Source organism: Microvirga sp. jy35 (assembly GCF_056148915.1).
Genome location: NZ_JBWBEW010000001.1, coordinates 376,103 through 390,523 on the forward strand (window position 1 = coordinate 376,103; position 14,421 = coordinate 390,523).

The following is a 14,421-nucleotide window of genomic DNA, read 5'->3' on the forward strand; positions in this document are numbered from 1 at the left end:
ATGCAGAAGAATGGCACCATCGCACTCACCTTTCACGTTCTTGTCCTAGCGTTCGTCCTGGCACCGCTGGTCATCATATGCCTCGTCGCGTTCACACCCGAGAACACGCTGAGCCTACCGACGACCGGCCTGTCGCTGCGTTGGTTCAAGGCGGTGTTCGCGCATCCCGATTTCATGGCGTCCTTCTGGAACAGCATCTGGCTGGCAGCGCTCTCTGCGACATTGGCGGTCGCGTTCGCCGTGCCTGCCGGGCTTGCCATCAGCCGCTACTCGTTCCCAGGACGGGACTTCCTGAATGCCCTGTTCCTGTCGCCGCTGATCATTCCTCATCTGGTTCTCGGGGTGGCCTTTCTGCGGCTGTTCGCGCTCCTTGGCGCCACGGGCAGCTTTGCCTGGCTCGTCGCAACGCACATAATCATCGTAACGCCCTATGTGCTCCGTCTCGTGCTCGCCGCCTTGTCCGGGCTCGACCGCAGCGCCGAGCAGGCCGCGCGGACGCTCGGTGCCGGGGAGTGGACCGCGTTTCGCCGCGTCACAGCTCCCATGATCCTCCCCGGCATCACGGGCGGCTGGCTGCTGGCCTTCATCAACAGCTTCGACGAGTTGACGATGTCGATCTTCGTCACCTCGCCAGCAACCGTCACGCTGCCGGTCCGCATGTACATGTATGCGACGGAGTCCATCGACCCGATGATGGCGGCAGTTTCAGCCCTGATGATCGCCATCACGGCCGCCGCTATGCTTGTCCTGGATCGCGCGTTCGGGCTCGACCGCATTCTCGTCGGGCAGCGCTGAGGAAATGGATATGGCTCTTCTCAGGCGCCTTGCTCGGCAAGAGCTTCCCCTCGTTTCCTTCACGCTGAACGGTGAGGCCTGCTTAGGCCGTGCGGGTGATACGGTTTTGACCGCTATTCTCACCCAGTCCGATCGGCTGCGCCTCAGCGACTTCTCCTGTGCCCCCAGGGCCGGCTTCTGCCAAATGGGCGCATGCCAGGACTGCTGGGTCCTCACAACCGACGGCGAGCGCATCCGCGCCTGCAGCACGGCTCTTGAACCGGGGATGAATCTTCGAACCGTGACGGAGCCGAGATCGTGAGCGACGCCATGCGACCGCTGATCGTCGGCGCCGGCCCTGCGGGCATCCGTGCCGCCCAGACCCTCGTGAACTCGGGCATCAGACCTGTCGTCATTGACGAAGCGCCATCGGGCGGTGGGCAGATCTATCGCCAGAGGCTCGTGCCTGACGAGCGCTCCGCGAAGGATCTTTACGGATCGGAGGCCGCCAAGGCTACGGCCCTGCACAGGACCTTCGCAGGGATCCGAGACAGGATCGACTACAATCCCGAAACCCTGGTGTGGAACCTCCGCGACAAGGTTGCGGATGCGGTAACGGGTCATCGCACGCGCCGCATCCCATTCAGCCATCTGATCCTGGCTACCGGCGCAACCGACCGCGTCCTTCCCTTTCCTGGCTGGACCCTTCCGGGCGTCTTTACCCTCGGCGGCTCCCAGATCGCCTTGAAGTCGCAGGGCTGCGCCATCGGCGAGGAGGTTGTGTTTCTCGGCTCCGGACCGCTTCTCTATCTCGTTGCTTGGCAATATGTGAAAGCCGGCGCCAAGGTTGCGGCCGTTCTTGACACATCACCGTTCTCGGCCAAGCTTCATCTCCTCCGCGGATTGTCTGCTCAGCCGTCCGTCGTGCTGCGCGGCCTCCGCTATGTCGCTGAACTCAAGGCGCGCGGCGTTGCCGTTCGATTTGGGGTTCAGCCGGTTCGCATCGACGGCACAGCGAGGGTCGAGGGAGTTGTCTGGCGCGAGCGCGGCGAGGAGCATCGCCTCACCTGTGACGCAGTAGGGTATGGCTTCTCCCTACGGTCCGAAACGCAGCTCGCCGATCTTGCGGGATGCCGCTTTGTCTTCGATGCGCGGGACCGAGCATGGCGGCCTGAACGCGACCGCGTGGGACGCACCAGCATGCCCGGCGTCTATATCGCCGGTGACGGTGCCGGCATTGCCGGCGCGGATGCTGCCGAACTTGCAGGAGAACGGGCAGGCCTCGCGCTCATCGAGGATGCAGGCCTGTCGGTCGATCGTGCACGGATCGGGGTGCTGGAGCGCAAGCTCGCCCGTATCCAAAAGTTTCGTGACGTTCTCGAATCCGCGTTCCCGTTTCCGGAGACCTGGGCCAACAGCATTGCCGACGACGTGACCCTGTGCCGATGCGAGGAGATTGCCATCGGCGACGTGCGCGCTGCCGTGCGCGATCAGGGTGTTTTCGAACTCAACCGTCTCAAGGCCTTGACCCGTGTGGGGATGGGCCGGTGCCAAGGGCGGATGTGTGGAAGCGCAGCGGTGGAAGTGCTAGCCGCCGCCTGCGGTCAATCGCCGGACGCGGCCGGACGGCTGCGCGCGCAGCCGCCCATCAAGCCCATTCCGATGGGGGTTATGGCCCAGGAGGAGACCGCATGAGCCACGCCCTTCATAGGGATGTCGCCATCATCGGCGGCGGGCTCGTCGGAAGCTCCGCGGCTCTTGCCCTGCGACGCATGGGCTTCTCCGTCGTCCTTCTCGACAAGGGCTTCTGCGGCGCTCAGGCCAGCGGTGTGAACTACGGCGGCGTGCGCCGTCAGGGCCGTGCGCCGGAGCAGATCGCTCTGTCGCAACGGGCTCATGCCATTTGGCCCCGCCTGAAGGACCTCATCGGCGTCGATGGTGAATTCGTGCGCTCAGGTCACTTGAAGCTCGCGAGAACCGAGGCCGAGATGGCATCGCTCGAAGCCTATGCGACACGCGTCGCGGATCTGGGGCTCGACCTGGAGCTGATCGGCGGAAACCAGCTGCGGGAGCGTTTTCCCTGGATCGCCGGAGACGTCATGGGCGCGTCCCTGTGCGCAGGTGATGGGCATGCCAATCCGCGCCTTGTCTCTGCAGCCTTTGCCCATGCTGCGCGGCGGGCCGGCGTGGATGTTCTGGAACACACTCGCGTGTCCCATGTCGAGAGGGCGCTCGACGGCTTTTATCTGTCGGCAAGCTCGAAAACCGAGATCAAGGCGCGCTTCGTGATCAACAGCGCCGGAGCCTGGGCAGGTCCCTTCGCGGAAGCGTTCGGCGAGCCCGTGCCTCTCCACGCGATCTATCCGAGCATGATAGTTACCGAGCCCCTCGACGTCTTCATGAGCGTGAATATTGGGGCCGAAGGCGGCGGTATCTATGCGCGCCAGGTTGAGCGCGGCAACTGCATTGTCGGCGGCATGCGTGGCGAGCCGCTTGCGGAGCCCGACTTCTCCCGCCCCACTGGCTTGGGCGCCGTGACCATCATGAACCGCGCCGCAGCCCTGTTCCCGGCTCTGCGCCATGCCTACGCCATCCGCTCCTGGAGCGGTACGGAAGGCGAGATGGCAGACCGGAACCCGGTGATCGGCTTCAGCCGGACTACACCAAACCTGATTCACGCCTTCGGCTTCTCGGGAGCCGGATTCCAGATCGCGCCGGGAGTTGGCGAAGTCCTGGCCGAGCTCGTCCGTGACGGTGACAGCCGCACGCCGATTCAAGCTTTCGCCATCGATCGATTTGCCCGCACGATCCAAGGGTCCCGGGCGGATAACGGACCTGAACCAAAAAAGAGGGAAACAGCACGATGAAAACGACCAAGCTAATGCAAGCCACGGCCTTTGCCGCGCTCACCATCGCTGCCTCCGGCGCAGCCCAGGCGCAGACGAAGACGCTCTATGTGGGCATGAACGGCGGCAACTTCGAGAAAACCTTCACGCAGCATGTCTTCCCTGATTTCGAGAAGGCGAACGACGTGAAGGTTGTGGTTGTACCGGGCACATCGTCCGACATTCTGGCCAAGGCCACCGCGGCCAAGTCCAATCCCCAGATGCATGTGATGTTTCTCGACGACGGCGTTATGATCCGCGCCATCGGCGCTGGCCTGTGCGAGAAGATCAAAGATACACCGGCTCTGGCCGATCTCGCTCCCGGCGCCCGGCTGAAGGATGACATGGCAATCGGCATCGACCTCGGCATGACAGGCCTCGCCTACAACAAGAAGATGTTCGAGGAGAAGGGCTGGGCTCCGCCAACTTCGTGGATGGATCTCGCCGACCCGAAGTACAAGGGAAAAGTCGTATTCCAATCAGCGGCCGCCTCGTCCTTCGGGCTGCATGCCTTCCTGATGTTCAACCGCATCCAGGGCGGCGATGAGAAAAACGTCGAGCCGGGCTTCTCCAAGTTCAAGGATACTATCGGTCCGAACGTGCTCGAATACATCCCGAGTTCGGCCAAGATTTCTGAAATGGTGCAAACCGGCGAAGCTGCGATCTTCCCTTTGACCCCTACCGCCGTGTCGGCTCATCAGGAGAAGAGCATTCCGGTGGAATACGCACAGCCTAAGGAAGGCTCCGTTATCCTGATGGTGACCGAATGCGTCATCGCTAATAACAGCGAGCCTGAACTCGCTCAGAAGCTTGCCGCCTATCTCCTCTCACCGGAGGCTCAGACCAAGGCGCTCCAACACGGCAACATCGTTCCATCGAATGTGAAAGCCAAGGCCCCCACGCCCGAAGCGGAAGCCAAGCTCAAGAAGTTCCATGAATACATGAAGACTGCCGTCACGCTTGACTGGGATACGATCAATGAGAAGCGGCCGGAATGGAACAGCCGCTGGAACAAGACGATCGAGCGCTGACAAGTTTAGGAAACAAGGCGGATGCTCGCTGCATCCGCCTTGTCCAAATGCCATACTGCCTGAACCGCAGCGGAAGCCCCGGCTGACTCAGTGGCTAGCGCTCCTGTCCGTCTCAGATCCGACCGATTGACTTGAACAACTCCAAGCTGAAGGGAAGGCCTCTGCACTTGTTCGGATAGTCCGCTTGGGGTCATTCTCTGCCGGTCCCTGACGCTCCTGGAACGTCTGCTGTTCCTTACCGGAGCAGACACTCGGTCTACTTCCGGAACGTGCCGATACTGTTGAAAAAGTCCGCATCGGCCGATTTTTGCGCAGTCAGCATACAGGATGCTGGGCCTGGTCTCGTACGCTGACGCTAGTAATAGACCGACGCAGCGGCACCCGGGAGTTTTTCAACAAAATCTGCCAAGTGCAGACCTTCCCCCGTCTTACAATTTTAGCTTTCGAACACGGCAAAGCGCCAGGAGGGCTGAAACCACTCCTGGCAGCACTAGTGCGCGTGATCTCGATCAGGCCTTCTGCGGCCGCCTCATTCGAGCACTTATTGCTTCTGAACACCCAAGCGGATGACGTTCCAGGAGGCAGGTGCGAGCTTGGCCCGTACCTGCTCTCCCCAAATCTCGACCCCCTCCAGAGGAGCGGGCTTGATCGTATCTGGAGCATCCTTCGTGTTGACGGCCAGGAGATCGTCGCTGCGCAACTGGTATGCCTCCTTGACCGTAAGCCCCTCAAAGCCGCGCACGAGAGCTTCCATGGACAGGCTCGCATCAAGGCTGCGGTTGAGTGCGAAGATGGTGACGCAATCCTCATCGTGGTTGTGAACCACGGACAGCTTAAGATATGGAACAGCAGGAAGCGGGAACTGCAGCTCGGACGTACCACGGGGATCGTAGTACGTCGTCTCGTAGGTAGGCGAATCCACCTTCGTTTGCAGCACCGTGCCTCGACCGAGATTACTCATGTCTTTGAAAGGATAGAAGATGGTCTGACGCCAGGCAGGCCCACCGGTCTCCGTCATGATGGGCGCGATGGCGTTCACCAGCTGCGCAAGACAGGCCGACTTGATCCGGTCGGCGTGGTTAAGAAGGGAGATGCAGGCGCCTCCGAAGGCAAGCGCGTCCTGCATATTGTAGATCTCCTCGAGGATTGGCGGTGCGACCGGCCAACCGAGCTTGACCCGGCCCTCGTTCTTGCGGCGGGTGCGATACCAAACGTTCCATTCGTCGAAACTTAGCATGATGCGCTTGGGTGAGCGACGACGAGCGGCGACCGCATCCGCAATAGCGACAACCTCTTCGATAAAGCTGTCCATCAGGTCCGGACTTGCGAGGAATGCCGGAGTGTCATCCGCATAGTTGTTTAGGTAGGTGTGCAGGGAGATGTATTCGACGTGATCGAACGAGTGCTCGAGCACGGTGTCCTCCCAGCTGCCGAAAGTCGGCATGTTGCGCGAGGAAGAGCCGCAGGCGGCAAGTTCGATGGTCGGATCGATCCACTTCATAAGCTTGGCTGCCTCAGCCGCGACCCGCCCATACTCCCACGCGGTCTTGGTCTCCATCTGCCATGGGCCGTCCATCTCGTTACCCAAGCACCAGAACCTCACGTTATGGGGCTGCTCCCATCCATGAGCGCGACGCAGGTCCGACAGCTCCGTCCCACCCGGAAAGTTGCAATATTCGAGAAGGCGTCGGGCTTCATCGGGTCCCCGCGTGCCGAGATTAACAGCCATCATAGGCTCCACACCGGCCGCTTGGCACCAATCCATGAATTCGTTGGTGCCGAACGTGTTCGGCTCGGTCGACATCCAGGCGAGATCAAGCCGCCGCGGGCGGTTCTCCACGGGGCCGACACCATCCTCCCAATTGTATCCGGAAACGAAGTTCCCACCCGGATAGCGGATAATGGTGGGCGCCAGCTCGCGGACGAGCTCAAGCACGTCCCGCCTGAATCCGTGCTCGTCGGCAGTTGGATGGCCCGGCTCGTAGATGCCACCGTAGACACACCGCCCCAGGTGCTCCACGAAGGCGCCGAACAGGCGCGGATCCGTTTCCGCGATGGAGAAATCGCGGTCAATGGTGACTTTGGCTTCTTTCATTGGAAGACTCCGATGGTTAGGCAGGCAAGCTCATCTTGAGCTGTCGATGGGAATAAAAGGGTGGATTAGCTTGCCACTGCGGGCATAGCCTCCGTGAGGGGATCGTCATGCCAAGCTCCGTCGACCGATAGAACCGCCTGGCGAAGCTTGATGGAGTAGGGATGCTGTGGTGCGGCCAGCACGGTCCGCGCGTCGCCGCCTTCTACAACCCTGCCCTTTTGCATGATGATCAGACGGTCGCTGATGTAATAGGCGGTCGCGAGATCGTGCGTAATGTAGATGATCGACACACCGAGTTCATCGCGCAGCTTCTTGAACAGATTGATCACTGTCATGCGCAGCGATGCGTCAATCATCGAGACCGGTTCGTCGGCGACGATCAGAGACGGATTTGGCACAAGTGCGCGGGCGATCGCCACACGCTGGAGCTGCCCGCCTGACATTTCATGCGGATAGCGCCCCCGCACTTCGGCAAGCGAGAGGCCAACCTTCCGAAGCGAGTCGTCAACCCGCTCCTCCACCTTATCAGTCGTGCGGCATTCCGTGAAATTCTGAGCTGCACTGAACAGATAACGGTCAACGCGTTTCAAGGGGTTGAAAGCATCGAACGGATTTTGAAAGACTGCCTGCACATGGCTCATGAACTCCAGCCGATCACGGCGGCTGCGGACTTCGCGCAGGTCCTTCCCCCGGAACAGGATACGCCCGTTTGTCGGAGCTGCACTGTTGAGGATCATGCCTGCGAGAGTGGTTTTTCCGCTCCCGGACTCACCGATGATGGTGAACACTTCGGGTTTGTCCGCTGCTAGGGAAAAGCTGACATCATTGACAGCATGGTTGACCCTCCGTGAGATGATACCGCCACTCGTGAAGATCTTGTTGACATTTTCTACGTCAAGAAGGTTCGGAATCATGCACTCGCCTCCCTATGCGACCGTCTCGACCCGGCTAGGATCGGCCTGTGCAACGTGGCAGGCTGCCCGGTGCCCAGGCAGGATCTCCACCATGGGAGGAGCCTCGCGGCGGCAGATGTCGATGGCTAGCGGACAACGGGGATGGAAGCGGCACCCTGGCGGAGGATCAGCGAGGCTTGGAGGTGAGCCCTCAAGTCCTTTCTTCGGCGCCTCGTCCCCAATGCGCGGCAAGCTTGAGATCAAATGTGCCGTGTAGGGATGGAGTGGCCTCTTGAACAAGTCACCCGTCCTGCCCTCCTCCACCAGCCGGCCGGCATACATGATGCCGAGACGGTCGGTGAGATTGGCGTGAACCGCCATGTCATGGGTGACGAACAGGACCGACGACTTGAGTTCCTGCTGAATCTCCCGCAGCATCAAGAGCACGCCCTTCTGGACAATCACGTCCAGCGCCGTCGTCGGCTCGTCTGCGATGATGAATTCGGGTCCGCAGACGGTTGCTAAGGCGATTGTCACCCTCTGCCGCATGCCACCTGATAACTCGTGCGGGTAGGCTTGGAGGACCGCAGGGTCGAGGTGGACCCGCTTGAGGTGCCGTTCCACAAGGTTGGTGAAGTCGGCTCCCTTCGCATCCACATGCGGTAATGCAAAGTCCACGAAGGCATGTTTTATTCGCCGGACGGGGTTCAGCACACTCATGGAACCCTGCATGATGTAGGACAAATGACTCCAGCGGATCGCCGACAGCTCCTGCGGCGAAAGCTTATAGATGTCCCGCTCCCCATCCTTGAAGTTGAAACGCACTGATCCTTCGATGACCCTGAGCGGGGGGCGGATAGCGCCCGCGATAGTCTTGATAAGTGAGCTCTTTCCCGAGCTTGACTCGCCTGCAAGGCCATAGATTTCGTTGCGATTGACCTTAAGGCTGATGTCGTCAACCGCCCTCACCTCGCGGTCAACGCCGAACAGCTGCGTCTTATAATAGGCCTTGAGACGGTCCACTTCGAGCAGCGGAGCGGCCTGCGGCGCCCCCATTTCGAGGGGGGGCGGAGCCATGGGGCGTAGCTCAGTGATCATGCCTGACCTCCAAGGCGGCTGAGGCGGCTGCGCGGGTCGATGTATTCGTTCATCGAAATAGCGAGCAGGAACAGGCCGATGAACAGCATGATGACGAGAACAACCGGGAAGGTGACCCACCACCAGATGCCGGACACCAGGGCGGTGTGCTGGTTTGCCCAGTAGATCATGCCGCCAATGGTGGGCGTATTGATGTCGGTGAAACCGAGGACGGACAGCGTCACCTCAATGCCAATCGACCAGTTGATGTTGTTCATGGTTGTCGAGAACACGATTGGCAATACAAACGGCAGATGCTCCTGAAGAACGATCTTACCGGTGCTCATACCTGAGAATACGGCCTGGCGGGTGAATTCCCGGGTCCGCAGGCTCATGGCGACGGACCGGATCAATCGCGCGTCGTAGGCCCAACCCAGCAGCGCGGTGATGACTGCGAGTAACGCCCAGGACATCTGGTCCCGCATGATGAAGTAGAACAGCACCAAAATGGGAAAGAGTGGGATGACAACGAACGTGTCATTAATCGACATCAGGACCCGGTCTACCCAGCCACCTTTGTAGCCTGAGATCAGTCCGATAAAGAGAGATATGAGACGGCTGAGGACCGCCACCACGATCCCGAAGAGGAGAGTGTTCCGGATCGCGAAGGTGAGCTGCCAAAATACGTCCTGCCCACGAGATGTCGTGCCCAGCGGGTGCTCCCATGAGGGCGGCACATCGGGCGGAACAACATAGACATCCATGGGTGGATAGGGCGAGATGAAGGAGCAAGCGGCGACTGCCAGCACGATGATCACCAGCACCAGGCCGATGGCGAACTCGCCATTGTGGCGGAAGAGATCACGAAAGATCTTGAGCGTACTCATCAGCGTGCCTCCACGCGCGGATCGATCAATGGGTAGAGGAGATCGATCAGCAGGACGGTGGCGGAGACGGCCACGATCGAGATGGTCGTAATACCGAGAACCAAGCTGTAGTCACCCGCATGGACCGCGCTGATCAGGAGCGATCCGACGCCTGGGTAGCCAAAGACGTACTCAGTGATGATCGCACCATTGAAAATGGCCCCCAGCTGTAATGCGAGGCCCGTCACCTGAGGGCCGAGAGCGTTCCGCATCACGTAGGACCGCAGGATCCTGTTGCGCTTCACGCCAGCAAGCTCCGCGTAGATCACGTAGTCTTCGGTTACAACGTTGGATACGAGCGAGCGCATACCCATGAACCACCCGCCGATGCCAACGGCCATGAGGGACAGAACCGGAAGTATCGAGTGGACCGCCACGTCGAGCGCAAAGGCAAGTGTATTGGAGCGATCTGATGCCATGGTGGCGCCGCCGCTGATTGGCAGAACGGGCCAAAGGAAACCGAAGATGATGAGGAGCACCAAAGCGACAACGTAATACGGAATGGGTTTGAGTCCCATGCTGATCACGCCGAATGCCCTGAGGATCCGGCTGTTCCTGTAGTAGCCGGCAAGTCCGCCAAGCAAGTTACCAAGGAGCCACGTCAGGAGCGTCGAAACCAGCAGAAGTCCGACGGTCCAGGGAAGGGCTCGCAGGATGAGCTGCGAGACCGGTGTTGGAAATGCTGACAAGGAGGGGCCGAAGTCTCCGACCAGAATCCGTTTCCAGAACGAAACGTACTGCTCCCACGGTGAACCCTCGAGACCATAGAGCTGGCGCAGCGACTGCCGCATCATCTCGATGGCTTCCGGGCTGGTGCTGCCGAATGAGGTGGCTGCCGAGATAGACTGTTCGACAGGATCAATCGGAGTGAGATGCGTCACCAGATAGGTGATGTTGATCCCGACGAAGACGACAACCGCGAACTGCACCAGCCGTTTGGATAGATAGGTCAGGTAAGCTCTCATAGCCGCTCCTTGTCTGAGGAAAGTAAGGAGATGTCTGAGCGCTACTGCTGCTTTGGCCTCAACCTCACCATCATCGAGCGGGAGTTGCCCCAATTCGGGACTGGGTTTGCGTAAGGATCTTCCGCGGTTGGGTATCCCGTCCAATAAGTCTCATCCATGGCAGTGAAGACGTTGTACGCCATGAGCGGGATGATCGGCATTTCGCGAACGATGAGCTTGGCGTACTCGCGGCCAAGTTCGACAGTCCGCTTGTCATCGAAGGAAATCCGGCGAATCTCCTCGATGATCTTGTCGAGTTCGGGGTTGCTCCAACGCTGCCAGTTGCGGGGCGATTGCGTCTTGCCCGGGGCCGCGACGAACTGGGAATGCCAGCTGTCGAGGAAGTACGACAGGTCCGGATGACCACCGTAGGTCTCGACGCTCCAGGATATGAGCGTCTCGAAGTCGCCGGCATTCCGACGGTCGAGCATCGTCCCTTGAGCCACCTCCGTCTTGGCATCGATGCCGAACTGGCGCCACTGCTGAACGATCATAGTGCCAGCGCGTGTCAGGATCGGGCGGGAGTCACCCTCGACCATCAGCTTAATCGAGAACGGCTTGCCGTCTGGCGTGTGCCAGGCATTGCCGCGTTTGGTATAGCCAGCCTTTTCGAGCAGCTCCGCGGCTGCCTGCGGGTTAGGCTTCCACCACCCATAGCCGAACGCTTTCCTGATCTCCGCCGGGTCAGTCGGGATTTGCTCCTTCATCGTAGGACGCAGCATGTCGGCAATCTGGTTACCGATGTTCGCATCGTACGGCTTGATCTTACTCTTGCCCGTATCGATCTCATAGGAGGCAAGCCAATCTTGGAGTGGAATGTGGTAGTCCTCCGGATGAGTTCCTGTCGGAGGAATACCGATTGGCGACAAGGTCGCAGCGCCGCGATAGGACGCCATAGAAACAGCTTTGGCATCGATCAGCAGAGCTAGCGCCCAACGCACGTCGCGGTTCTGGAAGGCTGGGTTCTGCATGTTGAAGATAACTGAAGGCAGTGTCGGGTCTGGATGCGCGAACGGGAAGTTCTTGAACCAGGTCTTCAGGCTCGGTGACTGCTTGGACAGAGTGAACATGCCCTCGGGCGCAATGTCATGCACCACGTCCAAGTTGTGGTTGAGCTGGGCAATCACGCGCTTATCCGGTGGACCAGGGTCGATATAGGCCGCATATTTCGGGCCGGGCTCGCCATAGCGCCCGAGAGTCGTGCGTTGCCAGTCATCACGCTTCTGCCAGACGTACCATTTGCCGTCGGGATCATAGCTGTGGAGCTTGTAGGCACCGAGAGAAACCGGCGGGTTGAAGTCAAACTTCTGAGGATCGGCTGCCTTCTCGAAGACATGCTTCGGCATCATCCAGATGCCGTTGAAGCGGACTGTGAAGAGTGAGTGGAAGCGGGAGTTTTGCCTCTTCAGCTTGAAACGAACCGTCCAGGGCTCCGGCGAAGAGACGCTTTCAACGTTCAATGCCAGCAGGGCACTCCACCGCATGCCAGGATTTTTGATCTGGGCCTCGACAGTATAGATAAGGTCATCGGGCGTGAACTCGACGCCGTCACTCCAGTAAATCCCCGGGCGCAACTTCACCGTCATTTCGGTGAAGTCCTCGTTGTAGATCGGCTTTTCTGCCGCAAGCGAGTTCTGCCATGCTCCTTCGAGACCCCGCTCTGGATCAATGTACCAGAGCGTGTCGAGCGCGAGTTGATGGAGCCCGGTCCACTGCCCTCCCGCGTTAATCGTCCAGATGTTGAACCAACCGGGGTTCTTGATCGTACCTTCCGGGTTTTCGAGAATGATCGTCTCGTTGCGGGGCACGCCCGGGACGGTTGTTTGGGACATCGCTGTGGTTGCAGCGAGAGCCAGACCGGACGCAAGGGTAAGCAAGCGTAGAATTCGCATTGGCGCTCCTCCAGGGTTGATCATTATCTTTTTTCTTAATTAGCCATGAGTTTTTCGTAACGGTCAACGGCATCATTGATATATATCCAAACTTCCGATACACCTCGCGAGAGACGGTAGACCTCCCACGGCGGGAGCATCCGCGCTGAGTAGCGAAATGTTTAATCTCAAAAGAAAATTTCTAACACTTGTGGCAGAGGAAAGCTCAGAGCCCCTTCGGGGGATTGCCTCGCCCGCCCGTGTCAGAATCCTCAAACTCCTGCGCGTGCGCGGACCGCTGAACGTTAACGACATCAGCGACGCGCTAGATTTGCCGCAGTCGACAATAGCGACTCATATCCAGGTACTTGAGCGCTCGGGGCTGATTGAGACAGAGACGCTTAAAGCTTCCAAGGGACAGCAGAAGGTCTGCTCAATCCGCTATGACGAAATCATCATTCGATTTGATGATCAGGATGCTCTCAAGAGCAAGGACCATGTCGAGGTATCTATGCCGATCGGGCTCTACACGAGCTGCGATGTGAGTGCCCCGTGTGGTCTATGCTCAACCGAGAATGTTTTGGGTGTTCTGGACGTGCCGGATTTCTTTCTGGACCCAAATCGCATGAACGCATCGCTGATTTGGTTCAGGCGCGGCTTCGTCGAGTACAAATTCCCTAACAACGGCAAGGTTCTGGGAGCTAAGATCGACAAGCTCGAGTTTGTCATGGAGCTTTCGTCCGAGGTGCCGGGCACGAGCCTTGACTGGCCGTCTGAGATCAGCCTCTGGGTCAACAATGTGAAAGTTGGAAGCTGGATCTCGCCGAGTGACTTTGGCGACAAGCGCGGTCTTTACACTCCCCAGTGGTGGAAGCTGGAGGGGTCGCAATATGGCAAGCTTGTCACTTGGCAGATCTCCCGGAGTGGAACTTCGGTGAACGACGTCCAGATATCGGATGTAACACTCGACAAGCTGGAACTCGATAAGCATCACGGAATTCGGTTGAGGATCGGTATTGACGAGGCAGCACGCCACCCTGGTGGAATCAATATCTTTGGTCGCGGGTTCGGCAACTATGATCAAGATATCGTCATGCGTATCCATCTGAAGGAGCAGCCAAGCGCCAAGAGGTAAGTGTAAAGCGCATAGAGCCGGAAGGTCCGATAACGGGATGGACCGGCCGTGCTTATCGGTGCATCACTGACGAGGGGCACCCAGCACGAGGACCTGAAACATTCTTACGCCGGCGCGATCTTCCGCGCCGGAATGGCGATGGGGAAGTTCCAGGGCGTGATCAGGCCGACCACGCCCACCGGTTCGCGGGTGATCTCCACATCGGTCGAGGGCGGAACGGAGGGCAGCATCTCGCCGCCGAGGCGCGGGCGAACTCGCCGACCACGTTCCGCGTGTTCGACGGATTGATGTTCGGCGAGGCCTCCGACGCCGCAAGCCAATCCCCACTGATATAGTTTTTACGTGAGAGGTCATGATTGTACCCACGCTGTTTCGTGACATGATTGCAGGTGGGCCTGTTCGGACCTGCCTAGCGCCGGTACTATTCTGATAGGTGAGAGCCGGCAGCTCCTGAAGGGGCAGTCCGGCGGAGGAGAAGCCGCGTGCGTCTTTACCGTCCCCATTTCAGGACGACCGGATCGAGGCGTTTAGCGATTTCGATCAGGCCTTTGCGCGTCTCCGGGTGCAGGGGCTGCAGCGGCTGGCGCACCGCTTCCGAGCTAATGACGCCGCCTTCCTTCATCAGCACCTTGGCGGCCGAGAGACCGCACTGGCGGTTCTCATAGTTGATCAGCGGCAGCCAGCGTTCGTAGGCCGCTGCTGCCCCCTCGCGGTCGCCGGCAAAGTAAGG

At 59.5% G+C, this 14,421-nt stretch carries 12 protein-coding genes and 2 pseudogenes; 6 read left to right on the top strand and 8 right to left on the bottom strand.

Going from position 1 to position 14,421, the window contains the following annotated elements:
• Genes AC0QTX_RS01640 through AC0QTX_RS01660 form a run of 5 tightly spaced genes read left to right on the top strand, consistent with a single transcriptional unit; the run spans position 1 to position 4,690 of the window.
• Positions 1-795, top strand: coding sequence for an ABC transporter permease (locus tag AC0QTX_RS01640; protein ID WP_202055342.1), 795 nt, complete (start codon positions 1-3; stop codon positions 793-795).
• A gap of 10 nt (positions 796-805) precedes the next feature.
• On the top strand, positions 806-1,096 hold the full coding sequence (locus tag AC0QTX_RS01645; protein ID WP_474602062.1) for a (2Fe-2S)-binding protein: 291 nt from the start codon (positions 806-808) through the stop codon (positions 1,094-1,096).
• On the top strand, positions 1,093-2,469 hold the full coding sequence (locus AC0QTX_RS01650; protein ID WP_474602063.1) for an FAD/NAD(P)-dependent oxidoreductase: 1,377 nt from the start codon (positions 1,093-1,095) through the stop codon (positions 2,467-2,469). The genes AC0QTX_RS01645 and AC0QTX_RS01650 overlap by 4 nt, the downstream gene beginning before the upstream one ends.
• Positions 2,466-3,641, top strand: coding sequence for an NAD(P)/FAD-dependent oxidoreductase (locus AC0QTX_RS01655; RefSeq protein WP_474602064.1), 1,176 nt, complete (start codon positions 2,466-2,468; stop codon positions 3,639-3,641). Before AC0QTX_RS01650 ends, AC0QTX_RS01655 begins: the two co-directional genes overlap by 4 nt.
• A gap of 14 nt (positions 3,642-3,655) precedes the next feature.
• Positions 3,656-4,690 (top strand): ABC transporter substrate-binding protein, encoded by a 1,035-nt coding sequence (locus tag AC0QTX_RS01660; RefSeq protein ID WP_474602088.1) that lies wholly within the window; start codon positions 3,656-3,658, stop codon positions 4,688-4,690.
• Positions 4,691-5,231: 541 nt separating this feature from the next.
• On the opposite strand, the gene arfA is transcribed toward AC0QTX_RS01660, so the two are convergent.
• The 6 genes from arfA to AC0QTX_RS01690 form a co-directional block, all read right to left on the bottom strand.
• Complete coding sequence (gene arfA, locus AC0QTX_RS01665; RefSeq protein ID WP_474602065.1) at positions 5,232-6,785, bottom strand: arabinosylfuranosidase ArfA; 1,554 nt, start codon at positions 6,783-6,785, stop codon at positions 5,232-5,234.
• A 65-nt stretch (positions 6,786-6,850) separates the two neighbouring features.
• The gene (locus AC0QTX_RS01670) at positions 6,851-7,699 is read right to left on the bottom strand and encodes an ABC transporter ATP-binding protein (RefSeq protein ID WP_474602066.1); all 849 of its coding nucleotides are present in this window, start codon (positions 7,697-7,699) and stop codon (positions 6,851-6,853) included.
• A 12-nt stretch (positions 7,700-7,711) separates the two neighbouring features.
• Positions 7,712-8,734, bottom strand: a complete 1,023-nt coding sequence (locus AC0QTX_RS01675) for an ABC transporter ATP-binding protein (protein ID WP_474602089.1) — start codon at positions 8,732-8,734, stop codon at positions 7,712-7,714.
• A 38-nt stretch (positions 8,735-8,772) separates the two neighbouring features.
• Complete coding sequence (locus AC0QTX_RS01680; RefSeq protein ID WP_474602067.1) at positions 8,773-9,642, bottom strand: ABC transporter permease; 870 nt, start codon at positions 9,640-9,642, stop codon at positions 8,773-8,775.
• Positions 9,642-10,646: an ABC transporter permease gene (locus tag AC0QTX_RS01685; RefSeq protein WP_474602068.1), complete on the bottom strand. Its 1,005-nt coding sequence runs from the start codon at positions 10,644-10,646 to the stop codon at positions 9,642-9,644. Before AC0QTX_RS01685 ends, AC0QTX_RS01680 begins: the two co-directional genes overlap by 1 nt.
• A gap of 41 nt (positions 10,647-10,687) precedes the next feature.
• The gene (locus AC0QTX_RS01690; protein WP_474602069.1) at positions 10,688-12,577 is read right to left on the bottom strand and encodes an ABC transporter substrate-binding protein; all 1,890 of its coding nucleotides are present in this window, start codon (positions 12,575-12,577) and stop codon (positions 10,688-10,690) included.
• Between the two features lie 157 nt (positions 12,578-12,734).
• On the opposite strand from AC0QTX_RS01690, the gene AC0QTX_RS01695 reads away from it, so the two are divergent.
• Positions 12,735-13,691 (top strand): ArsR/SmtB family transcription factor, encoded by a 957-nt coding sequence (locus AC0QTX_RS01695; RefSeq protein WP_474602070.1) that lies wholly within the window; start codon positions 12,735-12,737, stop codon positions 13,689-13,691.
• A gap of 107 nt (positions 13,692-13,798) precedes the next feature.
• Here AC0QTX_RS01695 and AC0QTX_RS01700 read toward each other — a convergent pair.
• Together AC0QTX_RS01700 and AC0QTX_RS01705 are read right to left on the bottom strand one after the other, a co-directional pair.
• A pseudogene (locus tag AC0QTX_RS01700) lies at positions 13,799-13,936 on the bottom strand (aldehyde dehydrogenase family protein); the annotation flags it as partial.
• A gap of 245 nt (positions 13,937-14,181) precedes the next feature.
• Positions 14,182-14,421: pseudogene (locus AC0QTX_RS01705) on the bottom strand (dihydrodipicolinate synthase family protein); the annotation flags it as partial.

Coding starts and splice junctions, on each gene's coding strand:
- AC0QTX_RS01695 (WP_474602070.1), top strand. CDS start 12,735: ATGTTTAATCTCAAAAGAAAATTTCTAACACTTGTGGCAGAGGAAAGC.
- AC0QTX_RS01655 (WP_474602064.1), top strand. CDS start 2,466: ATGAGCCACGCCCTTCATAGGGATGTCGCCATCATCGGCGGCGGGCTC.
- AC0QTX_RS01685 (WP_474602068.1), bottom strand. CDS start 10,646: ATGAGAGCTTACCTGACCTATCTATCCAAACGGCTGGTGCAGTTCGCG.
- AC0QTX_RS01690 (WP_474602069.1), bottom strand. CDS start 12,577: ATGCGAATTCTACGCTTGCTTACCCTTGCGTCCGGTCTGGCTCTCGCT.
- AC0QTX_RS01660 (WP_474602088.1), top strand. CDS start 3,656: ATGCAAGCCACGGCCTTTGCCGCGCTCACCATCGCTGCCTCCGGCGCA.
- AC0QTX_RS01680 (WP_474602067.1), bottom strand. CDS start 9,642: ATGAGTACGCTCAAGATCTTTCGTGATCTCTTCCGCCACAATGGCGAG.
- AC0QTX_RS01640 (WP_202055342.1), top strand. CDS start 1: ATGCAGAAGAATGGCACCATCGCACTCACCTTTCACGTTCTTGTCCTA.
- AC0QTX_RS01675 (WP_474602089.1), bottom strand. CDS start 8,734: ATGGGGGCGCCGCAGGCCGCTCCGCTGCTCGAAGTGGACCGTCTCAAG.
- arfA (WP_474602065.1), bottom strand. CDS start 6,785: ATGAAAGAAGCCAAAGTCACCATTGACCGCGATTTCTCCATCGCGGAA.
- AC0QTX_RS01645 (WP_474602062.1), top strand. CDS start 806: ATGGCTCTTCTCAGGCGCCTTGCTCGGCAAGAGCTTCCCCTCGTTTCC.
- AC0QTX_RS01670 (WP_474602066.1), bottom strand. CDS start 7,699: ATGATTCCGAACCTTCTTGACGTAGAAAATGTCAACAAGATCTTCACG.